A 24,764-nucleotide genomic window follows, 5' to 3' on the forward strand; every position below is an offset into this window, starting at 1 on the left:
ATTCAAGGAGATTCATTGACGTCCTCCTCCGCCTGCCTAAAGGCGGAGGATTCCCACACCTGGCGATGCACGTCCGCATCGGAGAATGTTCAACGCAGCGTTGGTATCTCGATCATGCACGACACCGCAGTCACTGCAGGCCCACTCTCTTATTCGCAGCCCCGCGATACCTTTCGGCCGCGTCGTGCTGTCTTTCGACCCGCACGCCGAACAGGACTGGGTAGAACCGCTTTCGTCGACTTCCTCGAACGTGGCTCCGTGCGCGATCGCTTTGTAGCGGAGCTTGTTTCGGAAGGACGACCAGGATGCGTCGTAGACGCTCTTCGCCATCCTGGTTCTGGCGAGTTTGACAGCCGACACGTTGCCGACCGCGATGTAATCGAAGCGCCGCACCAGATCGAGCGCAAGCTTGTGCTGGAAATCGGCACGGGCATTCGCGACCTTGGCGTGCAGCTTCGCGATATGCCGCTTGTGCTTTCTCGCCCGTTGCGCTTTCGCCAGCTTTTCCGCCGCTCGTCGACCGAATCGATCGTTAGGCAGCTTCTCGCCGGTCGAAAGTGTGGCGAAGTCTTTCAGGCCGAGATCGATGCCGACACCGGAACGGATTGGGCGGGCCTGAACTTCGGGCATCTCGATCACGATATTCAAGAACCAGTTGCCGCGCGCATCCTGCGCAAAATTGGTCCCATCCTTGATCTTGCCTTCTGGAAGCGGCCGACTATTGAACACGCGAAAGCTGTTGCCGGCGAAGCGAAATGCGTTGCCTTCCCGCTTCAGGTCACGGCCCTTCAGCGGCACCCAGCCAAGCGATTTCCTGCCGCGATAGCGCAGGTAGGGCCGACGGTGCTGACTGCGCGACTTCGCGTATTGCTCACACGTCGCGTTGACCGTGCCGGAGTGAACGCCGAGCTCCTTGCTGCTGCCGGTGGTCAGCACGTTCAGATCAAAACCCGTGGGCCACTTCTTGTTCCACTTGAGCGCGTGCTTCTGCGTGTCGTTGCAGAAGTTCCAGACGTAGTTCACCGCACGGCTCTGCTTGTTAAGCAGTCCGTTGAGCGATTTCACCCGGTAACGGTAGACAAGGATCATGCCGGCCATCCTAACCCGTGGAAGAAGCTGCCTGTCAAGCGCACTCCTTTCACTCTCCGCCCCGTGTCCCCAAGGAAGTTTCCTTGAGGAAAAGAGCGGAGTCTCTCGGAGAAAATTCTGATGAACGCCTCATCCACCGGCGCGCGCAAACCGTTCGGGCGCCTGCTGCTGACGGGCGCGGCCGGCAACCTTGGCCGCCAGTTGCGCGGCGCGCTCGCCGACTGGGCCGACGTCGTGCGCGTCAGCGACATCGCGACGCTCGGCGACGCGGCCGCGCATGAAGAAACCCGCGTCGTCGACCTGGCCGACCGGGCCGCGGTGATGCAGCTGGTCGACGGCGTGGACGCGATCGTCCACCTCGGCGGCATTTCGGTCGATGCGCCGTTCGACGATCTCGTCGGCGCGAACATCACCGGCACGTACAACCTGTACGAAGCCGCGCGCAAGCACGGCGTGAAGCGCGTCGTGTTCGCGAGCTCGAACCATGCGATCGGCTTCCATCCGGTCACGGAAGTGCTCGACGCCGATTCGCCGCTGCGGCCCGACAGCCTGTACGGCGTGACGAAGTGCTTCGGCGAATCGCTGTCGCGCTACTACTTCGACCGCTTCGGGATCGAGACCGTGTGCCTGCGGATCGGCTCATCGTTCGAAGTGCCAAAGAATCCGCGCATGCTCGTGACGTTCCTCAGCTACCGCGACTTCATCGAGCTCGTGCGCTGCTCGCTGCTGACGAACCGCGTCGGGCACGCGATCGTGTACGGCGCGTCGGACAACCCGGTGAAGTGGTGGGACAACACGAAGGCCGGCTTCCTCGGCTTCCGCCCGCGCGACAGCTCCGAGCAATTCGCCGGGCTGTTCCCGGTGACGGCGCCGACCGCCGACTACGACGATCCCGCGCAGCGGTTCCAGGGCGGCGGGTTCGTCGTCGGCGAGCCGATGGAGCGCGACGCGTCGTAAGCGTCGCCGGCGTCGCGGCTCAGCGCAGGATGTCGGTCGCCTTGTGCCGCGCGTCGACGCCGTCGATCAGGATCAGCGGGCCGCTCGCGTGCCGTGCGCGCAGCGGCTGGATCTGCCGGTACGCATCCGATTCGTACCACGCGCGCGCCGTGTCCAGATCGGGAAACGCGATCACGATCAGGTCGCCGCGCCACACGCCTTCACGTACCTCCGGCCGCGCGCCGTGAATCACGAAGTGGCCGTTGAACGGCGCGAGCGTGCCGTCGATGCGTTCGAGGTATTCGACGATGTCGTCGCCCATCTCGACGTCGTGCAGGTGGGCGATGGCGTAGGCGGTCATGGCGGGCTCCTTGGCGTGATGCGGTTCGTGCGTCGATGGAGCCATGATCGCGGCGCGGGCGGCGCGCGTCGATTACCTGCGACGTAAGCAAATCCGCGCGGCTGCGGAAGGGGGCAGGCGCGTGCCGGCAGACACACTGCGCGTGCGGCGCGGCAGCGTCCGTGCATACCGCTTATCCGCACGCATCGCCAGTCGCGGCGCGGCGGCGCTGCGTCACCGTCAACGCGTCTTGCTGCAAGCCGGATCGCTACCTCGCCGCTCGGCCGAATCACACCAGTAACCCGGCCGCCACGCTTCGAACGTGACCGCTTTCGCCGCATTGGCGCGCGTGACGCGCACCGGGTCGGCTTTCAGCGCATCGCCGTTTGGGTCGTCGTTGAAGCGCCAGTTCCGGAACACCTCGCGATGGAACACCCACGTGCGATGCGCGTTGTCGTAGCGAAACGTGACACGGTCGCGCCAGTGATCGTGGCCCGCGAATACGCCCTGTTCGATCGTGAAGGTGCGCGGTTCGATCGTGAGCGCGTTCTCGGCGACGCCATCGAGATACGGGTCGCCCATCCCGCCTTCGTCGGCTTTCATGATCACGGCATCGTTGCGCGCCGCGAGCCGGTAGTGCCCGTCCTTGCCCGGCAGGAAGATCATCAGCGGACGCAGCGACGCCTTGCGCATCGAGTCGTCGGGCTGATGCGCGACGACGACATAGCCGATAGGGGGGCCGTCGGTCAGTCGCCCTGACGCGGCGTCCATCGCTTCGTAGCCGGCGGGCAGTTGCGCGACGATTTCGTCCGGAAGGTCGGGGGCGGCGGGGCACGCGAACGATGCAGGCGTATCGGCGCACGTCCGGGCGCAAGCGTTGCCGACGCCGATGCCGAACGTCAGCAGTGCGGCGACGAGGAATCCTGCGGTGCGGGGGATCGTCATGCGGATCGGGTCTTGAAGTCGCGCCGCGGAAGCCGGCGCACACGCGTCGACCCGTCTCGCCGCAGCGAAGGTTGATTGTTCGTCAGGAGACGCAGTTTAACCAGTCACGCGCGCTTGCGTGTCGGCCGCGGGACCGGCGCGGGCACCGGTGCCGGCGCCGGCGCTTCGTCGGCCTGCGCGCACATCCGGTCGAGCATCCGTTGCGCGGTTTCCGCGCAATCCTCGCCCTCCGGCTTGTTCTCGATTTCCTCGATCAGCACCTCCAGATGTTGCCGGTTCTGCGCGAGACGCTGTTCGAGCCGCACGATTTCGTCGACCTTATGCCGCAGCGCGACCAGCAGCTCGTCGCGCGGCCACGCGCCGAGATCGGGCGGCAACACCGCGCGGATCTCGTCGAGCGCAAAACCCGCGCGCTGCGCACGGTCGATGATCGCGAGCCGCGTCAACGCTTCCGACCCGTATTCCCGATAGCCGTTGGCCTGCCGACGGGCCGGTTCGAGCAGCCCGCTCGCTTCGTAGAAGCGGATACGGGACGCCGCGAGGCCGCTCGCTTTCGCCAGTTCGCCGATTTTCATGCTGTGCTCCAAAAGGGCTTGACCTTAAAGTTGACTTTAAAGTTATCGTTGGGCATCGTCAATCGAGGGTGCCCTCCATGAACCTGTTTACACCGCTGACACTGCCCAACGGGGCGGTGATTCCGAACCGTCTGGCCAAGGCCGCGATGGAAGAGAACATGGCCGATGCGAACCACGCACCGTCCGACGCGTTGCTGCGCCTGTACCAGGCGTGGGCCGATGGCCAGGTCGGCCTGATCCTGACCGGCAACGTGATGGTGGACGGCCGCGCGATGACGGGGCCGAATGGCGTCGTGCTCGAGAGCGATGCGCATCTCGACCGCTTCCGCCGCTGGGCGCAGGTGGCGCGCTCGGGCGGCGCGCACGTGTGGATGCAGATCAATCACCCGGGGCGCCAGATGCAGGCGGCGCTCGGCCAGACGACGCTCGCGCCGTCGGCCGTGCCGCTCGCGCTAGGTGCGCTGTCGAAGCAGTTCCCGGTGCCGAAGGAGATGACGCCGGCCGATATCGCCGACGTGCAGCAGCGCTTCGTGCGCGCCGCGCAACTCGCGGAGCAGAGCGGCTTCACCGGCGTGGAGATCCATGCGGCGCACGGCTATCTGCTGAGCCAGTTCCTGTCGCCGCTGACGAACCGCCGGCAGGACCCGTGGGGCGGCAGCATCGAGAATCGCGCACGCCTGCTGCTCGACATCGTGCGGGACGTGCGCGCGACGGTGTCGCCGCAATTCGCGGTCGCGGTCAAGCTGAACTCGGCCGATTTCCAGCGCGGCGGCTTCAGCGCGGACGATGCGAAGCGCGTGGTCGAACTGCTGAATCCGCTCGGCGTCGATCTCGTCGAACTGTCGGGCGGCAGCTATGAAGTGCCGGCGATGCAGGGCGAGGCACGCGACGGGCGCACGCTGGCCCGCGAAGCGTATTTCCTCGAGTTCGCGCGCGACATCACGGCGGTTGCGCGGATGCCGCTGATGGTGACGGGCGGCATCCGGCGTCGCGTGGTGGCCGAGCAGGTGGTCGACAGCGGCGTGGCGATGGTCGGCATCGCGACCGCGCTGTCGATCGAGCCGAACCTGCCGCGCGACTGGCGGGCCGGCAAGGACAGCGCGCCGGTGCTGGAACCGATCCGCTGGAAGAACAAGGCGCTGGGCGCGCTGGCCAACATGGCGGTCGTCAAGTTCCAGCTCGCGCGGCTGAGCGTTGGCCGGCGCACGCACCCGCAGGTGTCGCCGCTGCGCGCGCTGGTCACGCAGCAACTGGCCGCGCAGTGCCAGACGCGGCGCTACCGGAAGTGGATGGCGGGGCGCGCGGCGGGCACGCGTGCGTGACGCGCGGTCATGCGACCCGGCGAGGGATTCGTCGGGCCGCCACTGTTCGCCGGTCCGGGGCGTTCATGCGGTTGCGTGAGTGGCCGCGCCTTCGCGGTGAGGTCGCAATGCATGCCCCCGCGGCAGGGCATGCGCACTGGCGGGCGGGTGCGGTGCACCGCATCGCACCGCATCAGAACCGGTAGTTCGCCACCACTTCGAGCCGCCGGTCGTTGCCGAGCAGGTATTGCGTCTCGTTGTAGTACGCGGACTGCACGAAGCGCCGGTTGAACACGTTGTACGCGCGTGCGGTGATCGTCGTGTCCTTGCGCGGCTTCCACGCGAGGCCGAGGTCGACGGTCGTGTACGACGGCATCACGAGCTGGTTCGCGGTGTCGGCGAAACGCTTGCCGACGTACTTGACGCCCGCGATGCCCGTCCAGTCCGGCGCGAAGCGCCAGCTCACCCACAGGTTCGCGAGCCGCTGCGGCACCGACACCGGCACGTTGCCCGCGCGCGATACCGTCGTGCCGCCGGACGTCTGCTGGAAGTCGTCGTATTTCGCGCGCAGGATCGACACGTTCGCGTCGACGCGCCAGTCCTGCGCGATCTCCGCGCCGACCGTGGCCTCGAGCCCGCGCGACGACTGCTGGCCGATCTGGATCGACTGGTTCGGGTTCAGCGGATCGGCCGTCAGCAGATTGCTCTTGACGATCCGGTACGCGGCCAGCGTCCATTCCGCCTTGCCGCCGAGGAACGACTGCTTCACGCCGATCTCGATCTGCCGGCCGGTCGCGAGCGTGAAGTTCGCCTTCGACGCATTCAGCGACAGCAGCGAGCTGATCGGATCGGCCGCGACCGAATACTGGCCGTATACGGCGAGGCCGGGCTGCACGTCGTACACGGTGCCGATGCGCCAGCCGGTGTTCGCGAACACCTTCGTGAATGCGCCGCCGTTCACGAGATCGTCGCGGTTCACGCTTGCGTGGTCGTAGCGCAGCCCGCCGATCACCGACCAGCGCGGCGTGATCTCCAGCCGGTTCTCGGCGAACAGCGCGTACTGGTTCGCCTGGCTGCGGTACTTCGGATAGGTGCCGGCCGTGTTGATGAAGCTGCCCGGATCGAAGTTGAACGGATCGACCGTCGACGTGCCCGAATACGGCGAGTTGTTGTCGTGCTGGAACGTCGTGTGATTGAACTCGAAGCCCGTCGAGAACGTGTTGCGCATGCCGAGCAGCGCGGTGGTGACGGTGGCCGCCGTCACGTTGCCGTACTGCTCCTGGTCGTGGAAGATTTCCGTGAAGCTGCTGCGCCGCACTTGCGCGGTCGACGGCAGGTACGTGTAGTACTCCGCATCCTTCCAGTGACGGTTGCTCTTCATCCGGTACAGCGTGCTGGTCACGTTCAGGCTGTCGCTCGGCTGCCAGTTCGCCGCGACCGTCGCCCAGCTGTCGCGGAACGCGATGTCGCTGTCGCCGACGTTGTAGTTCTTCTTGTCGAACGCGCGATCGCGCGCGCCGTTCACGAGCGGCACGCCGAAATACTGCATCGGATGCTGGAAGCCCTGCGCGTACGACGCCGTCACGTACAGGTCGGCGCTCACGTCGTAGCGCAGCGCGCCCGAGATCGACAGGTTGCGCGAATTGCCGCGGTCGACCCAGTTCGACGAACGGTTGCCGCTGATGTCGAAGCGATACGACAGCTTGTCGTTGATCGCGCCGCCGCTGCCGAACGCGACCCGCGCCGTGCCCTCGGTGCCGCCGCCGACCTGCAGCTCGTTCTGGATCGCGCCACGCGTCGGCTTCTTCGGCACGATGTTGACGACCCCGCCGATCGCGCCTTCGCCGTAGATCACCGAAGCGGGCCCGCGCAGCACGTCGATATGGTCGACCGACCACGTGTCGAACGGAAACGTGATGCCGATCGCGCCGTACGGGCGCACGCCGTCATAGAGCTGCGTGACCGACGACGCGCCGACGAAGCCGCGCGCGCCGAGCTCCGAGCCGCCGTTGCCGGGATGCGGCGACGCGCTGATGCCGGCGGCGCGGCTCACCGCGTCGACGATCGCGCTGTCGCCGCGCGTGTCGAGCGTCTTGCGATCGATCTGCTCGACGCTCGCGGGCGTTTCGAGCGAAGTCAGGCCGAGACGGCTGCCGGTGTCGAGCGGCTGCGTGAGCGGTGTCGCCTTCTGGGCGCTGACGCGAATCGGTGCGAGCGTGGCGCCGGCACTCGCGGCATCGCTCTCCTGGGCTTGCCCGGCGGGCGAGAAGGCCGCGAGCAAGGCGGCGGGCAGCATCAATCTGAACTTCATGTTTCGAGATCCTTTGAATCTGTTCAATGCGGTGTTTCTTGTCAGGCCGGGCATCAGAACGCGTACCGCATGCCGGCGAACACGCTGCGCCCTTCGCCCGGATAGAAGATCGCGGTGTTCGCGGTGCGCGCATCGGCGACCGTGCTGATGTCGCTCACATAGCGCTTGTTGGTCAGGTTGCGCGCGTCGACGAACAGCGAGAGGCCATTGCGGAAGTCGTAGCCGGCCTGCAGCCCGAGCAACGTGTAGCTCGGCACGCGCAACGTGTTCGCATCGTCGGCCCACGCGCCCGACGGCACCCAGTCGAGCGTCGCCGCGATGTGGAAGCCGCTCGGCCGCGCGTAGCCCAGCGTCGCGCGCAGCACGTTCAGCGGCACGCCGGCGATCCGGTTGTTGCCGTACTGCGGGTCGTTCTTGAAGCGGAAGTCGTTCAGGTTCCAGATGCCCGACAGCGTGACCTTGTCGCCCGCGCCGCGCCCGGTGACGTTGCGCAGCAGCTCGACCGACGCGCCGGCTTCGATCCCTTGCAGCACCGTCTTGTTTGCGTTGAACGTCGACGCCGGCACGTCCGGGTTCGTCGTGTACTGCAGCAGCTGGTCGCGCACGAGCGAGCGATAGGCGGTCACGTCCCAGCTCACGCGCTCGCGCGCGCCGCGCGTGCCGAACTCGATCGTCCACGCGTGCTGCGCCGCGAGCGGTGTGAAGCGCGTCGTGTTCGAGAAGGTCTGCGTGAGGTCGGTGAAGTCGGGCACGTCCTGGCTGCGCGTGATGTCGACGTAGGCCTGGGTGTGCGCATCCGGCTGCCACAGCAGCCCGAGCTTCGGATTGACGCCGCTGTAGCTCGCGTTCGTCGACTTGGTGTTCGGGTCGCGCGGCAGCCCGCCGTTGTCGATGTACTCGCGCACCGAGTGCAGAACCTTCACGCCCGTCATCAGCGCGACGGTCGGCACGAAGAACAGCCGGTTCTCGACATACGCCTCGTAGTTGAAGGCCGTCTGCGTCGAATCGAGTGTCTGCGCGCCCTTGTTGCCGTTGACGTTCACGTACTGGTTCGCCTGCGTGCGGCCGCCGAAGAAGCGCGCGCCGACGATCAGGTCGTTGCGCATCCCGCCGAGCGTCAGGTGGCCCGTGTAGCGCGGCGCGAAGCCGTAGGTCCAGCCGTCCTGGTCGAGCGCCTGGAAGATCGGGTGATAGAGGCTCTTGTGGATCGCCCACGTGTCGAACTGCAGCTCGCCCGAATCGAGCTTCACCGTCGTGCGGTTCGCGATCCGCTCGGTGCGCGTGTTGCGCGCCTGGTCGCCCGATATCGCGTTCGGCGCGGCCTTGGTCGGATTGTTCAGCGCGTCGGACAGCGACAGCGTGCCGGGCAGCAACTGGTCGACGACGTACACGCCGACGTAGAAGCGCGTCTCGACCGTCGGGCTGAACCGGTAGCCGACGTTCGCGTTGAACTGCTCGTATTGCCCCTTCGAATGATCGCGATAGCCGTCCGCGTGATTGACGCTGAAGTTCGCGAGGAAGTCGAGCGGGCCGAGCACGCGCGAGACCTGCGCGCTGGTGCGCACCGTGCCGTAGCTGCCGCCTTCCACGCGCAGGATGTTCGGCGCGTCGGCGGTATGGGCGGTCGGCGTGATGAAATCGATCGCGCCGCCGAGTGTCGACGCACCATACGCGAGGCCGTTGCCGCCCTTGTAGACCTGCACCGCCTGCAGTGCGAGCGGATCGATCTGGTAGTAGTCGCCGCTGCCGTCCGCGAGGTTGGTCGGGATGCCGTCCTGCAGGATCTCGAGGCCGCGCGTGTGGTACGAGCGGGCGATTCCCGAGCCGCGAATCGACAGCCGCAGTTCCTGGCCGTAGCGGTTCTCGACGAACACGCCGGGCACGTCCTTCAGCACGTCGCGCAGCGTGAACGCGTAGGTGTTCCGGTAGCTGTCGGCATCGACGAAGCCCACCGAGCCGACCGTCTGCTCGAGCGTGCGCTTCAGCTGGCCGGTCGATTGCGATGTCAGCGAGTCCATCTCGCGGGTTGCGTTGACGTTGATCGCGGGCAGCGTCGACGCGGCCGGTGCATCGGTGGGCGCGTCGGCGCCTTGCGCGCAGGCGGCCGACGCGAAGAGAACGGAGATCGCGCCGGACAGCGCGGCGGCAATACGGGTCGAGGTAAACATGTCGTTGTACGTATGGTTATGGTGACGATGATGAGTCGAACACGATGCGCGCCATGCGCGGCGCCGGCCGCCGCGCGTGGTCACGCGCGCGGGTTCGGCATCGGGCGCCGGCAGGGCGGGCAGGCGAAGCGGGCGGCGCCGTGCGGTGTGCGGCGGCGCGGTCGCGAGGTGCGTCAGGCGCGGTCGGAAGGCGGCCCGCGCGCGGCGAGCGCGTAGCGCTTCGGCGGGTGGCAGGCAGAGGGGATCGGCGGCGCGGGCGGCGCATGCCGCACGGCCGGGGAGGCGGAGAGCAACACCGCGGACTGCAGCGGCGGATGGCCGGCGAGCAGGCCGCAATAGCCGCAGCGGTCGAAATGCCTGTCCGATGGAGAATCGGACGACGAATCGGGCGACGCCTGCGATTGCGCGTGCGCCACGAGCGTGTTGGCGGTTGCCGAGCAGATCGGCGCGGCCGGCAGGCCGTCATCGGGTGCGGCAGCGCGCAGTTGCGAGATCAGCGGCGCGACGAGCGCGAGCACGAGCGCGAACAGCCCGAGCCACGCGGTGGCCCGGGCGTGTCGCGTCGGCGCGCCGCGTATGCCGGCGCGCGATGAATCAGGCCGCTGCGCGTGCCGCACGGCCGAACAGCAGACGGTCGATCAACCAGACCGCAACGATCGTCGCGCCCATCAGCGGGAAGACGATGCCGAGCAGCACGAGCCCCGCGATCCAGCCGCGCATCGGCGGCGCGCCGCGTTCGCGCGACGGCGCGCCCAACTTGCGAGCCGGACGGCGCTTCCACCACATCACGGTGCCCGTGACGGCCATCGCGGCCAGCCCGAGCGACAGCACCGCGCAGACGATCTGGTTCGCGAGCCCGAAGTAGCGGCCCATGTGCAGCGACGTGCCGTACGACACGGCGCGCGATACCGCACCGTAGTCGTCATAGCGGATGTCCTTCAGCACGGCCCCGCTGTACTGGTCGAGGTAGATCGTCCGCTCGGCTTTCGGGTCGTCCGGGAAGTACGACGCGGTGAACACGCCATCCGCGCCGGACGGCAGCGCGAGCGTATAGCCGCTCGTCACGCCGAGGCCCGCGACGATCGCGATCGCGCGGGCCAGCGGCAGCGGGGCCGGCGTCGGTGCCGACGGCGAATGCGGGACGGGCACGTTGCCGACCGCCCACGGCGTTTGCGGCAACGGCAGGTCGTCCATCACCATCCCCGGCATCGACTCGCCGGATTCGTGGTGATGGCCGGACGGCGCGGCAGCCTGGGCAGGTGCGGGCGCCGCGGCGGCACCGGGGCGCGTCGAGCGAACCGACCCGCCGCCCCATGCGCCTTCCGGCGCACCGAGGTTCACGGTCGCGGCCAGCGCCTTGAAGTTCTTGCCCCACGAGCCCGACCACGGCAGCCCGGTCAGGATGAATGCGACCGTGCCGGCCGCGAGCCAGATGCCGGCCGTCGCGTGAATGTTCTTCCACAGCGGCCGGCCGCGCAGCGACAGGTCGGGGCGCAGCGCCTGCCCGACGCGCGCCGCGCCGCGCGGCCACCACAGCGCGATGCCGGTGCCGATCATCACGAAGGTCCAGCACGCGGCGAGCTCCATCAGCAACTCGCCCGTCTTGCCGAGCAGCAGCTTGCGATGCAGCATCCGGTCGATCTGCATGAAGCGGTTCTCGACGCTCAGCGTGCCGAGCACGCTGCCGTCGTACGGGTTCACGTACACGCTCTCGCGGCTGCCGTCGCGCAGCCGGAACACGTATTCGGCGCTGCGGTCCGGTGCGGTCGAGACCTGCACGGACACCGGCGTCGCGCCGGCCGGCATCGCGGTGCGTGCGCTCGCGAGCAGTGTGTCGGCATCGAGCCGCGGCGTGGCGCGCGGCTCGACGACGAGCCGGTGCGGATACAGCAGCGGCTCGATCTGCGGCTGGAAGCAATAGAGCGTTCCGGTGATCGCGAGGACCACCAGGAACGGCATGACGAACAAGCCGGCATAGAAGTGCCAGCGCCAGAGCGTCCGGTAGCCGGCGTGGGTGGATTGGGCGGGCGAGATCGCCCGTTCGACGGTGGTCGACATGGTGTCAGCTCCTCGGGTTCGTTGAGCGGCCACGCCGGCACGGGCCGGCGGACGTCAACGCGCGTCGCGCCCGCCGGCCGGCATCGACGAAACGGGCGGCGCGACGCCATGCGCGGAAGCGGCGCATGACGGCGTCGCCCGCGCGAGGCGGGCAGGCGGGTGAACGCTTGAATCAGGTCGTGTGAGACGAACGGCATGCAGGCCCGCGCACGTCGACGTGCACGAGCCGCGGGGCGGAACCGTCAGCAGAACAGCGGAGGGGCGCGGGAGGGTGGGCGATCGTCGAGGATCGATCGCACGACGGGAATACGGTCGAAGTAAACCCGGAAGCGCCGTGGCGCGGCGGCGGGAAACAGCAGCACCAGCAGCACGAACGACGCCAGCGCGGTGAACAGCGCGGCGCCGAATGCGCACAGGCTGTCGCCGCTGCCGGACGAGGTCGCATTGTCGGCATGGCCGTCATGCTTGAGCGCATCGGCGAGCGCGAGCGCGTCGTTGGCCGGTGTGATCGGCGCGCCGGCATCGAAACGGGCCGCCAGCGCGGCCACGTTGACGATCAGCGGGCCGCGGCCCGAACACAGCACCACCGAGCCCGCATCCGGACCGTCCGGATCGAGCATCACGGCGCCCGACATCAGCGCGCGGGACAGCAGCGTCACGAGGAGGACCCCCCACAGAAGCTGTCGCGCGACGCCTTGCCGGAGCAGGAAGCGGCGAAGTGCGTTCATGGCGCGCGATTGTACCTCCGTTTGCGGGGCGGGGCCGTCCGCCACGCTGATGCACGGCATCAGCCCGGCGCGCTGCTGGAAGCGGATGGCGGGCCCACGGCGGCTATTCGGAACCGGACGGGTTCCTGGAGATCATGCGGCGAGGTCATCGGGCATGCGTGTGCCGCGAATCGGGGAAGGGCCGCCGCGGCCGTACGTGACGCCCGCGGCAGCCGATGCAGCGCGCCGGCTCAGGCCGGATACGCATCGTCGACTTTCAGGTTCGCGAGCCGGAACAGCGTGCGCAGCGTCTGCGGATGAATGTCGCGGTGCGCGGCGAGCGACGTCAGCATGAAGTCGAGCACCTTCGCGTAGCGGAGCAGCACGAGGCAGCGCGCGAGATCGGGCGTGCGGCCGCGCATGTCCTCGGCGAGGTGAACCATCTCGGTGGACAACGAGCGTGCCATCTCGAGTTCCATCTGCTGTTTTTCGGTCCAGTCGGGCAACGGCTGTTCGAGCAGCTTCGCGAGAAAGAGCTGGAACGACGTGTCGGACGAATTGGGCAGCGCATCCATGAAGGGCCTCGTTACTTGCTCGGATCGTTCGGGCGTGTCCGCTGGATGCGCCCGACGGTGGGTTCGTGTCCGCGCGGTGATCGGCGCGGTGGTTACCCGAACGGGATGCAGGTTTCGTACCAGCGGCGCGAGACGATTGTTGAGTATTGTTGAGCCGCGACGCGACGAGGGCGGCGAGTCCCGCCGGTACTGGGTGGTTGAGGGGACCGAGGAGGCGGTCTACCGGCGCGGCGCGATGCATATCGCGTACGCGGAGCGGCTCGCCGACGCGAAATGCTTCACGGATGTAACGTAACGCCGGGATAAATTGCGTGGCGCGTTCCCCGGCAGTCTGACGAAACGGGCCGGCCCGCGCGTGCCGCCTGCGCCTGTCAAGCGTTCGAGCCGGCGGAAGCGGGGGGACAGGAGGTCCGCCATGCGCGGCAAAAGCCACCGGCGAATGTGACGGGTGTTTCAAATCCGAGACGGATTTACCCGTGGCGATCCGGTTGCGCGCCTCGTCCAACTGGCCCAGCGAATTGTCGGCCAATTGTCCATGGGCAGACGGCGCGCGTTTGCCAACAATGCCCCGATCATCCCTGCGAGGTTCGACATGAGCGTCCACGCCTTCTTCTCGGCCAACCTGCTGCTGGCCTACACGGCTTATTTCATCGGGACGGCCAGCCCCGGGCCGAGCAATCTCGCGATCATGTCGGTCGCCGCGAACCAGGGCCGCAAGGCGGCGCTCGCGTTCGCACTCGGCGTCATTTCCGGGTCGATGTGCTGGGCGACGGTGGCGGCGCTCGGCGTGTCGGCCGCGCTGCTCGCGTGGTCGAAGCTGCTGGTCGCGATCAAGCTGTTCGGCGGGCTGTACCTGCTGTGGCTCGCGTTCAAGTCGGGGCGCACGGCATGGTCGGGCAAGGCAGCGGCGTCGACGAATGCAGCGGGCGAGCAGCGGCTGTCGCGCTTCTATGTACGCGGCGCGATGCTGCACCTGACCAATCCGAAAGCGATCCTCGTGTGGGTGTCGATCGTCGCGCTGTCGTCGAACGGCGCGGGCGCGTCGCACGGCGCCGTCGTGCCGGGCTGCATCGTGATCGGGTGCCTGGTGTTCGGCGGCTATGCGCTCGTGTTCTCGATGGACGGTGCGCGCCGGCTGTACGTGCGCGGCCGGCGCGCGATGGAAGCGTGTCTTGCCGTCGTGTTCGGCGTGGCGGGGATCAGGCTGCTGGTGTCGAACGTCTGACGCGGCAGGCCCGCGCGTCTAGCTCTGGCGGGTGGCGCGTCGCTTGGGCGAACGCACGGCGTCGCCCGGCTGCTCCGCCGGGCGTGTGAACAACGACACGATCGTTTGCCGGAGCCAGCGGTGCGCGGGATGGCTGTCCCAACGCTGATGCCAGATCACGCAGTAAGGCCGCGCGGGCATGCGCACCGGCGGTTGCCGCGACACCAGTTCCTTCTCGTGGATCGACAGATCGAGCAGCGTGGTCGGCAGCACGCCGATGAAATCCGACTCCCGGATGATCGCCAGCGCGGGCGAGTACGCATTCAGCGTGAGGACGAGATTGCGCTGCAGGCCGTGCGCGGAGAGCAGGCTGTCGTACACCGGCACCCGCATGCCGGAAAACCCGACGTCGAGATGCCGCGCCGCGAGAAAGCGCTTCAGCGTGAGCGGCCCCTTCGCGAGCGGGTGATCCTTGCGCATCAGGCAACTCCAGTGGATCGGCCACATCTCGTGCGTGCGCACGCCGCTGCTCGGGCTCGAGTCGTTCAGGTAGCCGCCGATCGCGAGGTCGACGCCTCCACGGTCGAACATGCCCGGCAGGTCGGCGACGCTGAACGGTGTGAGCTCGATTCGCATCGATGGCGCATGCGTGCCCATGTACTGCGCGAGGCGCGGCATGATGCGCTCGACCGAGTAGTCCGACATCGCGATCGTGAAGGTGCCCCGATGTTCTTGCGGGTCGAACTGGTCGGGCGAGATCGCCTGCTTCAAGGCGTCGAAGTGCGGCTGGACCGCCGACCACAGCTCGCGCGCCCGCGCGGTCGGCCGCACACCGGAGACGGTTTTCTCGAACAGCACGTCGTCGAGCGACTCGCGCAGCCGGCGCAGCGCATTGCTGACCGCCGACTGTGAAAGCGCCAGCCGTTCGGCGGCGCGCGTGACGTTGCCTTCGGCCATCAATGCCGCGAACACGCGCAGCAGGTTGAGGTCGAGCTGGCGGAACACATCCTTCATCGCACATCTCCCATTCGGATGCCGGCATCCCGCGCGTGACGTCGCGAGCCGGAACGTCGTGGCGGCCAGTGTCCGGGCCGCGGGCCGTTCGCGCAAGGTCGCGTTTGCCCTTGCAGAGCGCCGGCTGGCGCCGCGACGAAATCGCGCGCCGCGCTCGCACCGTTATTCACGTTGGTGATGATCATATTCCGGAAATCCGTTGGACGCGGTAACGGTGCGCATCGAACATGAGCACGAAACCACTGCAGCCAGCAGCGGGAGGAGACAGACGATGAAAGAGGATGCAGTGAATCCGGCGGGCGCCCTCGCGCTCGATCGCCTTTCGGCCGCGGCGCAGCCGTCGGAGCGGGCAGGCACGCTGCGCGACGTCGCGGCGGCCGCGGCAGGCAACGCGCTCGAATGGTTCGACTTCGTGATCTACGGCTATTTCGCCAGCGTGATCGCGAGGCTGTTTTTCCCGGTGGCCGGGCCGGTCGGATCGCTGTTGCTCGCGACGGCGACCTTCGGCGTGGGGTTCGTCGTGCGGCCGCTCGGCAGTGTCGTGCTCGGGCTGTACGGCGACCGGTACGGCCGCAAGGCGGCGATGTCCGTCACGATCTGGCTGATGCTGGCCGGCACGGCCGCGATCGCGGTGGCGCCGCCGTATGCGCAGGCCGGCTGGCTCGGCGCGACGATCCTCGTGCTGGCGCGGCTCGTGCAGGGCTTCGCGGCATCGGGCGAATTCGGCAGCACCGTCGCGTTCCTCGCGGAAAAGGCGCCGCCGCATCGGCGCAACTTCTTCGTGAGCCTGCAGATGGCGAGCACGATGCTGGCCATCGTGCTGGGCGGCACGATCGGCACGATCCTGACGACGTCGCTCAGCCCGCATCAGCTCGAAAGCTGGGGCTGGCGCGTGCCGTTCGTGGTCGGCCTGCTGATCGGCCCGGTCGGCTTCTACATCCGCAGGAGCGTGTCGGAAACCGATGCGTTCGTGCATGGCGAAGCGCTGCCGGTCGTGCAGGTGCTCAAGCGCCTGTTCGGCGAGCATCTCGCGTCGTTCCTCGCGGCGATCGGCGTGACGATCGTCAGTACCGCCGCGTTCTACATGTATCTGATCTACATGCCGACGTTCGCGGTGAAGCAGCTCGGGTTGCCGATGTCCGCGCCGTTCATGAGCACGACGGTCGCCGGCATCGTGATGGTCGCGATCGCGCCGCTCGCGGGCCTGCTCGGCGACGTCTGGCGCCGTCCGGTCGCGATGGTCGCCGCCGCGATCGTCGTGCTGTCCGCGATCACGCTGCCGCTCTACATGTGGGTGATCGCGAGCCCTTCGCTGCGCAACCTGCTGATCATGCAGGCCGCCGCCGCCGCGCCGATGGGCGTGCTCGTCGGGCTGGTGCCCGCGCTGGCCGCGCGCGCGTTCCCGGCCGCGGTGCGCAGCACCGGGCTCGCGGTGTCGTACAACATCCCGACGACGATCTTCGGCGGCTTTTCCCCATTGATCGTCACGTGGCTGATCGCGACCACGCACAACAAGGCGTCGCCGGCGCTGTACATCGTCGCGATGTCGGTCGTGAGCCTGGTCGCGCTGCTCGGGTTTCGACGCTTGCCGAGCGAATAAGCGAACCGGGTTCGGTCGCCATTCGTATCGCTGAAATGCAGGATAACGAATCAAGTGAAGCGGTATGGCGACGTCGCAATGGCCGACCGATGCGGCCGTCCCGTCACTCTCAACAGGAGAAGTCACGCATGAAATTCACCCCTACGTTTGCGCCGCCCAGCGAGGCGGAACTCAAAGGACGCCTCGAGCGCGTGCGCGCCCGCATGGCGGAAGCCGGCCTCGATCGCTATGTGGTGTTCTCGCCGGACAACATTTACTACCTGACGAACTTCGCGAACATCGTCCACGAGCGGCCGTTCGTGCTGGTCATTTCGCGCAGCGGCCCGCCGCAGTTCGTCGTGCCGCAGCTCGAGCAGCCGCATGTGCGGACGCGCTCGATTGGCGAACTCGAGCTGATTCCGTATTTCGAATTTCCGGCGCCGGCCGGGCGCGAGTGGAGCGACCGGTTCAAGGCGCTGTTCGGGGCGGGCGAGCGTGTCGGCGTCGAGTCGGTGTGTCCGTTGCAGGTCTATGCGCAGACGCCGGGCGAGCGCGTATGCATCGACATCATCGACGACGTGCGGATGATCAAGTCCGACTACGAGATCGGCCGCCACGTGTATGCGTGCGGGATCGCGACCGACGCGCACAACCTGCTGCTGAACGAAGCGCGCCCGGGCCTCGGGATGGCGGAGATGTCGTCGCGCATTCGCGGCTTCATCATGCAGCGGCTGCTGGCCGACGATCCGACGCTGAACCCGTTGGCGACGCGCATCGGCGCGGTGTTCCAGCCGGGCAGCGTGTCGCACGATCCGCACAACTTCAGCAACATCGACATGCGGATGGAGGAGGGTGGCCCGCACGTGTCGATCGTCAATGCGGTGATGAACGGCTATGGCGCGGAAGTCGAACGGACCTTCTTCCTTGGCCACGTGCCCGACGCGGCGCGACGCGCGTTCGACGTGATGTCGGAAGGGCGGCGGCTCGCGTTCGACGCGGCGATGCCGGGCGCGCTGCTGAGCGACGTCGATCGCAAGGTCAACGACTATTTCCGTCGCGCGGGAATGGGCGACCGGCTGCTGCACCGGACCGGGCACGGAATGGGCGTCACCGCGCACGAGGCGCCGTTCTTCGCCGAAGGCTACGACCGGCCCATCGAGAAGGGGATGTGCCTGACGATCGAGCCGGGCATCTATATCGAGGGTGTCGGCGGCTTCCGTCATTCCGATACGGTGCTGATCGGCGATGAAGGCCCGGTTCAGCTGACCGGTGGGCCGCTGGAACTCGACGCGTTGACGTTCCCGGTTCGGGCGTAGTGACGCGCTGGCGTTAAAAAGCCGCTGCACGGGTGGGTGCAGCGGCTTTTTTGCGAGCGGCGCGCTTCCGAACTTGAAGCGTCCATCGACGAACTTCACGATCTGCACCCCATGATTCCGGTGAATTTCATACCGGACGTCATGGGCTCGCCTATAGTCACGAAAGACATCGGTGTCGAGGCTTGCTTCACGCCGAACATGGACGCGCCGGGTGCTTCTCGGCAACAGGGTGCAGACAATGAAAGATATCAATGTGCGGGGAGGATCGTGATGGCGTGTTTTGTTCGTTCGCTGCTCTTGCTGACGGGGCTGTGTGCCTGCTCGTTTGCGTATGCCGTGGAACCCGGGATGAACAATCCGTTGTTATCGGAATTGCGTCCGTGGTGCATCGGTCGCCTGATGTTCGACCGGCCCGTCTCGAGCGAGATCTCGGACGAGCATTACGAGTACCGCGGCGAAAAGCTGGTGACGACGCACGATGTGTCAGTGGAGGACTACGACGCCAAAGTCGCGGCGCGCGAGAAGGAACTGCGCACCAAACAGCGGGTGAATCCCGTCGATCTGCAGGAGCAGACGGGACGCATGTCGCTGGAAAAGGCCTTCTCTCCGGTGCCGCACTCACGGGTTTTCGTCTTCAACGATGCGGTGGTGAAAGCTGTCGCCTTGCCGTTCGATACGGAAGGCTATCTGTTCGCGAACCGCACGCTCGTCCGGACGACGAGCTTGATCGGTGCGGATGTGCTGGACCGGGCCGAAAGCATCTATGACGATACCTACCGCCGTATCAAGGTGCGCGACAACTGGGCCGTGCCGACGGAATCCGGCTTTTGCTTCGATGGCGGGGTCGTCGCCGGCCCGTCAACTTACTCGGAAGAAGTGAGCCAGTCGTTCGCGTTGATGCCGGGCCGCCCGGCGCTGCTCGTGATCAAGCTGCGGGATGCGGTGGACGTCGATCTGGAGCAACCGCTCACCCGCAATCTGCGCGCGCTGCGCGCGACACTCAATCGCATGCCGGGACGCTACAGCATTCTGCGCCAGGGCAAACGGCAGGTCGCCGGCATGGACGCGGAGGAGGTGCTGTTTGCGCTCAGGGATGGCGCGGTCACCGTCTATCGCTTCTACTTGCTCGCGCCGGGGAATCCCGCGACGGTGGAGCAGCCGCATACATCGGTCGAACTGCTGCTGGGCGCGCCCGCGCGCGACGACTTGCCACCGGAAAAGGCCACCTCGCCGGTGGACGAAGCGGGCGCGTTGCAAGTATGGGACACACTGCTGAACAGCCTGCGCGCGAGGCCTGGTGCGATCTGACCGGAGGCGGACGAGGTGGGGTGCGCACTCAACCCGATGACTCCGCCGCACTGACGCGCGGCGGAGGGCACCCGAATCAGAGCGGCTTCAGAAAATAAAACCCGTATTGATGAACTTCGAGTGGTGATCCGACACGATCGAATCGAGCAGCTGCTTGCTCCCTTCGGTCTGCTTCGCCGCGACCATCGAGCGGATCGAGAACGCGCGCAGCGCGTCGCTCACCGACAGCGTGCCTTCCGCCGAATCCTTGCGGCCCGCGAACGGGAACACGTCCGGCCCGCGCTGGCACTGGCAGTTGATGTTCACGCGGCACACCTGGTTCACGAGCGGATCGACCAGCGCGCCGATCTGCGCCGGATCGGACCCGAAGATGCTGACCTGCTGGCCGTGATCCGACGTCGTCACGTAGTCGAGCGCGGTGTCCACGTCGTCGAACGTCGCCACCGGAATGATCGGCCCGAACTGTTCCTCGCGGTACAGCTTCATCCCTTCCGACACCGGGTACACGACAGCCGGATAGAACAGCGTCTTGCTGAACTCGCCGCCCGAATGGTTGACGACCCGCGCGCCCTTGGCCTTCGCGTCGTCGATCGCGTCCGTCATGTACGCCGTGCGATGCATGCCCGGCAGCGGCGTGATGCTGACGCCTTTCTCCCACGGCATGCCGATCTTCAGCTGTTCGAGCGCGGCGGTGAAGCGCTTCAGGAATTCGTCGACGATCGAGCGGTGCACGAGCAGCATCTTCAGCGCGGTGCAGCGCTGGCCGTTGAACGACAGCGCGCCGAGCAGGCATTCCTTCACGGTGAGGTCGAGATCGGCGTCGGGCAGCACGATCGCCGCGTTCTTTGCGTCGAGGCCGAGGATCGCGCGCAGCCGGTGCGACTTCGGGTGCTGCTTCTTCAGGTGGTCGGCCACCTTGCTCGACCCGATCAGCGCGAGCACGTTGATCTTGCCCGACGCAAGCATGTGCGGCACGACCACCGCGCCCGGCGCGTAGATCGTGTTGATCACGCCCTTCGGGAACGCGTCGCGGAACGCTTCGAGCAGCGGCTCGAACAGCAGCGTGCCGTACTGCGGCGGCTTGAACACCACGGTGTTGCCCATCAGCAGCGCGGGGATCAGCGTCGCGAACGTTTCGTTCAGCGGGTAGTTGTACGGGCCCATGCACAGCACCACGCCGAGCGGCGTGCGGCGGATCTGGCCGATCGTGCCTTCGGCGATCACGAAGCGCGAATTCGCGTTGTCGAGCTCCTTCAGCGCGTCGATCGTCTGCGTCATGTACGTGACGGTGCGGTCGAACTCCTTCTGCGAATCGGCGAGGCTCTTGCCGATCTCCCACATGATCAGGTTCACCACCAGCTCGCGCTGCGCGACCATCCGCTTGATGAAGTCCTGCATGCACGCGATGCGCTGCTCGACCTTCATCGTCGGCCACTCGCCGCGGCCGGCGTCGTACGCGCGCACCGCGGCGTCGAGCGCCGCGTCGCTTTCCGTTTCGCCCATCACCGGGTAGCTGCCGATCTCGACCTGCTCGACGCTGCCGTCCGCCTGTCGCACGCACACGGGCGACAGCACGGTCTTGGTCGCGCCGTCCCACGGCCGTAACGCGCCGTCGACGAGCGACACGCGCTGGTGAATCGGCGAAGCGAGCCGGTACTCGGCGGGGATGTCCTGAAAGGCGGGAAACAGCTGCTGCAGGGAGGCGGAATCGGGCATGACGGTCTCGTTTGACGGGGTGTCCGGGAAGGACGGGCGATGCGAATCCTGAGCGGAAGATCCTCGATCCTGAATCGGCATCATGACGCGCGGACGACGACACGTCACGCGTGACCCTGGCCGATTCAACGACTGGAACCAGTTCCATTAAAAAGGAACGCCGGCGCGAATGCAAGAATTGCCGAATCGCGCCGCATGCATCGTAAGCATTCAGAAAGACTGTTGCCGAATGCTTGGTATAAGCCGCCAACAGCGCTCGCAAACGTTTCAAACGGGCCAGTTTCAGCGGATAATGGCCCGGCGCGGCGAAGAAAAAAATGAAGCGAGCCTGAGAGCATATGTAGTGAAGAACGGAAGAAGGTCCGCCGCGCTGCCGATGCGAGGTCGGCTGCCCGGAGCGCCGGGTCGGGGTTGCCCGGTCCGGCGCGCACCGGACTTCGAATGCGCGCCGTCCGCTTCGACGGATGCTTCGTGATCCTCTCCAGTCCTTTCGTCGTCGTCTCCCGAATCCCGCCTGTTGCCTGGCCCGTCATCGCCTGATGCGGCCGAAGCATTTCTTTCGTCTTTATTACGGCCGGGTCGCATAAAAGCGCGGAATAGAAAGGCATTCGTCAGGAATGCAGAGCGCGATGCGCACGCACGTTGCGGGCAGGCGACACGTTAAAAATTAACTAAAAACACGAATCATTCTCGTTTAATATTTCGCTCCGTTACGAGCCGTGACGGAGCGTCACGGCCTCTTTCGTGCCGGTTCTGCCGGCCGGCTGCCACCCGCCGCCGGCCGTTCACCGGCCCGTCGGCGCGACGAGGCGATCCCTGCGCGCCGCTGCTTGTTCACGGAAAGGATTTCGCCAGCCCGATTCACAGCGTGGTTCGCGCGTTGGCCGGATGCGTTTCCGTTCGCCGTTTTCCCTCAGCCTCTACTTCAACGATGAAACTCAACAAGAGCGCTTGCCATGCGCTGCTGATCGCCACGTCGCTGGCCGGCGCACGCACCTCCTTCGCACAGGCGAGCGACGCCGCGGCAACCTTGCCCGCGATCTCGGTCAAGGCGACCGCCGAGCATGCGTCGTACGACGGCGGCCGCTCGCGTGCCGCAACCAAGACCGACATGTCGCTGATGGACGTACCGCAGACGGTGAACGTCGTGCCGCACGCGGTGATCGAGGACCAGAACGCGACGTCGATGCAGGATGCGCTGCGCAACGTGCCGGGCGTCGGCTTCTCGGTCGGCGACGGCCAGCGCGACCAGATCACGATCCGCGGTTTCAACAGCATCACGGACCAGTACGTCGACGGCATCCGCGACGATGCGCTCTACTATCGCGACCTGTCGAACGTCGATCACGTCGAAGTGCTGAAAGGGCCGGCGGCCGTGCTGTACGGGCGCGGCTCGGCGGGCGGCATCGTGAATCGCGTGTTGAAGCGGCCGGACGCGAACCCGGTGCGCGACGTGGGCGTGACGCTCGGCACGCGCGGCGAGCGGCGCGGCGAATTCGACCTCGGCTGGAATGCGAACGACGCGGCGCGTTTCCGGATCACCGGCGCGGCCGAGAACTCGAACAGCTTCCGCGATCAGTTCCAGCTCAACCGCCAGGCGATCGCGCCGTCCGCGCAGTTCAAGCTCGACCGCGACACGGTGCTGAACGTCGAATTCGACTACCTGCACGACCGCCGCACGTCCGACCAGGGGCTGCCCGCGTATCTCGGCCGGCCGGTCGACGTGCCGATCAACACGTTCTACGGCTCGGCCGACGCGGCGAACAGCTCGTACAACGATGTCTCCGCGAAGAGCGCGACGGTGTCGCTCGATCATCGCTTCAACGATTCGCTGTCGTTCCATGGCGCGATCCGCGCGTACGACTTCTCGCTCGAACGCAAGAACTACGTGACGTACGAGCCGATCAAGACGGCCGCGCATCCGGTCGTCACGCTCGACCAGTCGACGCGCCAGCGCACCGACCACGGCATCGACGGCCTGTTCGAGCTCACGCAGAAGACGTCGCTGTTCGGCATGCGCCACGAGCTGCTGTATGGGCTCGAACTGTCGCAGCAGCAGAAGTTCGACACGATCTACAGCGTGTCGAAGGTCGCGACCTACGATCTGTTCAATCCGCAGCAGGTGGTGCTGCCCGGCGTGCCGACCGGCACGCGGGCGAAGACGAACGCGTCGACCGTCGTCGGGCTCGCGGGCGTGTACGCGCAGGATTTGATTTCGCTCACCGAGCACTGGAAGGTGCTCGCGGGGCTGCGCTTCGACTACCTGAACCAGATCCGCCACGACTACACGTCGTCGAACGTCAACCTCGACCGCACCGATCACGCGTGGAGCCCGCGCGTCGGCCTGATCTACGAACCGCTCGACTGGCTGACGCTGTACGGGTCGTTCAGCCAGTCGTTCTCGCCGCTGGCCGATACGCTGATCAGCTCGGGCGCATTCTCGAATGGCGCCGCGCTCGCGCCGCAGAAGACCACCGCGTATGAAGTCGGCTCGCGCTTCGACCTCGGCGGCAAGGCGACGGCCAGCGTCGCGCTGTTCGACATGCGCCAGACCAACCAGCAGATCGGCGACCCGGCGAATCCCGGCTATGCGCTGCCGATCGGCACGCAGCACGTGCACGGGATGGAGCTTGGCTTTACCGGTGAGATCGCGCCGAAGTGGTCGGTGTATGCGGGCTACGCGTACCTGAACGGAACGGTCGACGGTTCCGCGCAATCGACGGCGGCCGGCGTCGCGGTGTCGAGCAACACGCCGGGGCTGATGCCGCGCCATAGCGCGAACCTGTGGGTGAAGCGCGAGCTGCCGTACGGCTTCTACGCGGCGGCCGGCATGCAGTTCCAGTCGGCGCGCTACACGTCGGCGAGCGATCTCGTCACGCTGCCGTCGTTTACCGTGTTCAACCTGGGCGCCGGCTATCGCAGCAAGAAGGTCGACGTGACGCTCACGCTCGACAACCTGTTCAATCGTCGCTACTTAATCGCCGCGCACGGCAATGCGGACCTGTACAACATGCCCGGCGATCCGCGCACGCTGACCGCCACGGTGAAGTGGCACATGTAATGCACGTGATGCAGGCGCCGGGTGACAATGCGGGTCGTCGTCACGATGACCCGCACCTCATTGCCCATGATTCGCCAATCGATTGATGTGTCGAACCTGACCGGCCGCGCCCGCGTGCTGTGCGCCGTGTTGGTGCTGGCTTGCGGCGCGGCCGCGGCGCACGCGCAGACGATCCCGGCCGACGCCGAACCCGAATGCCATTCGGTGTACGTCGGCCGTGCGATCACGTTGTCGGGCCGTTACGTAGTGGATTACGGCGACGAAGAGAGCGGGGAAGACGTGTGGTTCGAGGAGGACGACGCATCGGCGCGGCGCCTGCCGGACCGTTCGCAACGCGCGGGTGTGATCCGGTTCACGAACCAGCGCGATGCACGGCGCAGTCTGCGGCTGCCCGCCGCGCAACCTGAAGGTGTATGCCGCTTCGACGGGCACGCGACGCTCGTGATTCGCGATCTGGAAACCGTGTGCCCGGGGCTGGAAGAGCCCGATCACGCGCGGTTGGTGAAGGTCGTGAAGGCCAGCCTGCCGACGCGACATGCGTGCGAGGCCGCCGCGCCATGA

At 66.8% G+C, this 24,764-nt stretch carries 20 protein-coding genes; 8 read left to right on the plus strand and 12 right to left on the minus strand.

Annotation, left to right across the window (positions count from 1 at the left end; all coding sequences use genetic code 11):
- Positions 1 to 36: 36 nt before the first annotated feature.
- The gene (locus CFB39_RS19745; protein ID WP_089475607.1) at positions 37 to 1,089 is read right to left on the minus strand and encodes an RNA-guided endonuclease TnpB family protein; all 1,053 of its coding nucleotides are present in this window, start codon (positions 1,087 to 1,089) and stop codon (positions 37 to 39) included.
- 120 nt (positions 1,090 to 1,209) lie between these two features.
- On the opposite strand from CFB39_RS19745, the gene CFB39_RS19750 reads away from it, so the two are divergent.
- Positions 1,210 to 2,046 carry an NAD(P)-dependent oxidoreductase gene (locus CFB39_RS19750; protein ID WP_089474111.1) on the plus strand — a complete coding sequence of 279 codons (837 nt, stop codon included), beginning with the start codon at positions 1,210 to 1,212 and terminating at the stop codon, positions 2,044 to 2,046.
- Between the two features lie 19 nt (positions 2,047 to 2,065).
- On the opposite strand, the gene CFB39_RS19755 is transcribed toward CFB39_RS19750, so the two are convergent.
- The 3 genes from CFB39_RS19755 to CFB39_RS19765 form a co-directional block, all read right to left on the minus strand.
- A complete protein-coding gene (locus tag CFB39_RS19755; protein ID WP_089474112.1) occupies positions 2,066 to 2,386 on the minus strand; it encodes a DUF1330 domain-containing protein in 321 nt (106 codons plus the stop codon).
- 219 nt (positions 2,387 to 2,605) lie between these two features.
- A complete protein-coding gene (locus tag CFB39_RS19760; RefSeq protein WP_089474113.1) occupies positions 2,606 to 3,310 on the minus strand; it encodes a hypothetical protein in 705 nt (234 codons plus the stop codon).
- A gap of 104 nt (positions 3,311 to 3,414) precedes the next feature.
- On the minus strand, positions 3,415 to 3,885 hold the full coding sequence (locus CFB39_RS19765) for a MerR family transcriptional regulator (protein ID WP_089474114.1): 471 nt from the start codon (positions 3,883 to 3,885) through the stop codon (positions 3,415 to 3,417).
- A 77-nt stretch (positions 3,886 to 3,962) separates the two neighbouring features.
- Between CFB39_RS19765 and CFB39_RS19770 the strand changes: the two genes are divergently transcribed.
- Positions 3,963 to 5,207, plus strand: coding sequence for an NADH:flavin oxidoreductase/NADH oxidase family protein (locus CFB39_RS19770; RefSeq protein WP_089474115.1), 1,245 nt, complete (start codon positions 3,963 to 3,965; stop codon positions 5,205 to 5,207).
- A 172-nt stretch (positions 5,208 to 5,379) separates the two neighbouring features.
- On the opposite strand, the gene CFB39_RS19775 is transcribed toward CFB39_RS19770, so the two are convergent.
- The 6 genes from CFB39_RS19775 to CFB39_RS19800 form a co-directional block, all read right to left on the minus strand.
- Positions 5,380 to 7,497, minus strand: a complete 2,118-nt coding sequence (locus tag CFB39_RS19775) for a TonB-dependent siderophore receptor (RefSeq protein ID WP_089474116.1) — start codon at positions 7,495 to 7,497, stop codon at positions 5,380 to 5,382.
- 53 nt (positions 7,498 to 7,550) lie between these two features.
- Entirely contained in the window at positions 7,551 to 9,665 is a 2,115-nt protein-coding gene (locus CFB39_RS19780; protein ID WP_089474117.1) for a TonB-dependent receptor domain-containing protein, read from the minus strand.
- 173 nt (positions 9,666 to 9,838) lie between these two features.
- Positions 9,839 to 10,282 (minus strand): DUF2946 domain-containing protein, encoded by a 444-nt coding sequence (locus tag CFB39_RS19785; protein ID WP_144030285.1) that lies wholly within the window; start codon positions 10,280 to 10,282, stop codon positions 9,839 to 9,841.
- Positions 10,260 to 11,723, minus strand: coding sequence for a PepSY domain-containing protein (locus CFB39_RS19790; RefSeq protein WP_089474118.1), 1,464 nt, complete (start codon positions 11,721 to 11,723; stop codon positions 10,260 to 10,262). The genes CFB39_RS19785 and CFB39_RS19790 overlap by 23 nt, the downstream gene beginning before the upstream one ends.
- 242 nt (positions 11,724 to 11,965) lie before the next feature.
- On the minus strand, positions 11,966 to 12,451 hold the full coding sequence (locus CFB39_RS19795) for a hypothetical protein (protein WP_089474119.1): 486 nt from the start codon (positions 12,449 to 12,451) through the stop codon (positions 11,966 to 11,968).
- 230 nt (positions 12,452 to 12,681) lie between these two features.
- Entirely contained in the window at positions 12,682 to 13,005 is a 324-nt protein-coding gene (locus CFB39_RS19800) for a hypothetical protein (RefSeq protein WP_021162626.1), read from the minus strand.
- 592 nt (positions 13,006 to 13,597) lie between these two features.
- On the opposite strand from CFB39_RS19800, the gene CFB39_RS19805 reads away from it, so the two are divergent.
- The gene (locus tag CFB39_RS19805; protein ID WP_089474120.1) at positions 13,598 to 14,230 is read left to right on the plus strand and encodes a LysE family translocator; all 633 of its coding nucleotides are present in this window, start codon (positions 13,598 to 13,600) and stop codon (positions 14,228 to 14,230) included.
- Positions 14,231 to 14,248: 18 nt separating this feature from the next.
- On the opposite strand, the gene CFB39_RS19810 is transcribed toward CFB39_RS19805, so the two are convergent.
- Positions 14,249 to 15,223, minus strand: coding sequence for a LysR family transcriptional regulator (locus CFB39_RS19810; RefSeq protein WP_089474121.1), 975 nt, complete (start codon positions 15,221 to 15,223; stop codon positions 14,249 to 14,251).
- A gap of 271 nt (positions 15,224 to 15,494) precedes the next feature.
- On the opposite strand from CFB39_RS19810, the gene CFB39_RS19815 reads away from it, so the two are divergent.
- The 3 genes from CFB39_RS19815 (at position 15,495) to CFB39_RS19825 (ending at position 19,426) form a co-directional block, all read left to right on the plus strand.
- Positions 15,495 to 16,823, plus strand: coding sequence for an MFS transporter (locus CFB39_RS19815; protein WP_089474122.1), 1,329 nt, complete (start codon positions 15,495 to 15,497; stop codon positions 16,821 to 16,823).
- A gap of 128 nt (positions 16,824 to 16,951) precedes the next feature.
- Positions 16,952 to 18,118 carry a Xaa-Pro peptidase family protein gene (locus tag CFB39_RS19820; RefSeq protein ID WP_089474123.1) on the plus strand — a complete coding sequence of 389 codons (1,167 nt, stop codon included), beginning with the start codon at positions 16,952 to 16,954 and terminating at the stop codon, positions 18,116 to 18,118.
- 111 nt (positions 18,119 to 18,229) lie between these two features.
- Positions 18,230 to 19,426 (plus strand): T6SS immunity protein Tli4 family protein, encoded by a 1,197-nt coding sequence (locus CFB39_RS19825; RefSeq protein WP_256991428.1) that lies wholly within the window; start codon positions 18,230 to 18,232, stop codon positions 19,424 to 19,426.
- Between the two features lie 87 nt (positions 19,427 to 19,513).
- On the opposite strand, the gene CFB39_RS19830 is transcribed toward CFB39_RS19825, so the two are convergent.
- Positions 19,514 to 21,142, minus strand: coding sequence for an NADP-dependent glyceraldehyde-3-phosphate dehydrogenase (locus CFB39_RS19830; RefSeq protein ID WP_089474125.1), 1,629 nt, complete (start codon positions 21,140 to 21,142; stop codon positions 19,514 to 19,516).
- 931 nt (positions 21,143 to 22,073) lie between these two features.
- Between CFB39_RS19830 and CFB39_RS19835 the strand changes: the two genes are divergently transcribed.
- Positions 22,074 to 24,203, plus strand: coding sequence for a TonB-dependent siderophore receptor (locus tag CFB39_RS19835; protein ID WP_089474126.1), 2,130 nt, complete (start codon positions 22,074 to 22,076; stop codon positions 24,201 to 24,203).
- A gap of 66 nt (positions 24,204 to 24,269) precedes the next feature.
- Positions 24,270 to 24,764 (plus strand): hypothetical protein, encoded by a 495-nt coding sequence (locus CFB39_RS19840; RefSeq protein ID WP_256991430.1) that lies wholly within the window; start codon positions 24,270 to 24,272, stop codon positions 24,762 to 24,764.

The organism is Burkholderia sp. AU6039 (assembly GCF_002223365.1).
Taxonomy (GTDB): domain Bacteria; phylum Pseudomonadota; class Gammaproteobacteria; order Burkholderiales; family Burkholderiaceae; genus Burkholderia.

Bases quoted from the DNA above. Each gene is read 5' to 3' on its own strand.
- CFB39_RS19745 (WP_089475607.1), bottom strand. From the start codon at position 1,089: ATGATCCTTGTCTACCGTTACCGGGTGAAATCGCTCAACGGACTGCTT.
- CFB39_RS19750 (WP_089474111.1), top strand. From the start codon at position 1,210: ATGAACGCCTCATCCACCGGCGCGCGCAAACCGTTCGGGCGCCTGCTG.
- CFB39_RS19755 (WP_089474112.1), bottom strand. From the start codon at position 2,386: ATGACCGCCTACGCCATCGCCCACCTGCACGACGTCGAGATGGGCGAC.
- CFB39_RS19760 (WP_089474113.1), bottom strand. From the start codon at position 3,310: ATGACGATCCCCCGCACCGCAGGATTCCTCGTCGCCGCACTGCTGACG.
- CFB39_RS19765 (WP_089474114.1), bottom strand. From the start codon at position 3,885: ATGAAAATCGGCGAACTGGCGAAAGCGAGCGGCCTCGCGGCGTCCCGT.
- CFB39_RS19770 (WP_089474115.1), top strand. From the start codon at position 3,963: ATGAACCTGTTTACACCGCTGACACTGCCCAACGGGGCGGTGATTCCG.
- CFB39_RS19775 (WP_089474116.1), bottom strand. From the start codon at position 7,497: ATGAAGTTCAGATTGATGCTGCCCGCCGCCTTGCTCGCGGCCTTCTCG.
- CFB39_RS19780 (WP_089474117.1), bottom strand. From the start codon at position 9,665: ATGTTTACCTCGACCCGTATTGCCGCCGCGCTGTCCGGCGCGATCTCC.
- CFB39_RS19790 (WP_089474118.1), bottom strand. From the start codon at position 11,723: ATGTCGACCACCGTCGAACGGGCGATCTCGCCCGCCCAATCCACCCAC.
- CFB39_RS19795 (WP_089474119.1), bottom strand. From the start codon at position 12,451: ATGAACGCACTTCGCCGCTTCCTGCTCCGGCAAGGCGTCGCGCGACAG.
- CFB39_RS19800 (WP_021162626.1), bottom strand. From the start codon at position 13,005: ATGGATGCGCTGCCCAATTCGTCCGACACGTCGTTCCAGCTCTTTCTC.
- CFB39_RS19805 (WP_089474120.1), top strand. From the start codon at position 13,598: ATGAGCGTCCACGCCTTCTTCTCGGCCAACCTGCTGCTGGCCTACACG.
- CFB39_RS19810 (WP_089474121.1), bottom strand. From the start codon at position 15,223: ATGAAGGATGTGTTCCGCCAGCTCGACCTCAACCTGCTGCGCGTGTTC.
- CFB39_RS19815 (WP_089474122.1), top strand. From the start codon at position 15,495: ATGAAAGAGGATGCAGTGAATCCGGCGGGCGCCCTCGCGCTCGATCGC.
- CFB39_RS19820 (WP_089474123.1), top strand. From the start codon at position 16,952: ATGAAATTCACCCCTACGTTTGCGCCGCCCAGCGAGGCGGAACTCAAA.
- CFB39_RS19825 (WP_256991428.1), top strand. From the start codon at position 18,230: ATGATTCCGGTGAATTTCATACCGGACGTCATGGGCTCGCCTATAGTC.
- CFB39_RS19830 (WP_089474125.1), bottom strand. From the start codon at position 21,142: ATGCCCGATTCCGCCTCCCTGCAGCAGCTGTTTCCCGCCTTTCAGGAC.
- CFB39_RS19835 (WP_089474126.1), top strand. From the start codon at position 22,074: ATGAAACTCAACAAGAGCGCTTGCCATGCGCTGCTGATCGCCACGTCG.
- CFB39_RS19840 (WP_256991430.1), top strand. From the start codon at position 24,270: ATGATTCGCCAATCGATTGATGTGTCGAACCTGACCGGCCGCGCCCGC.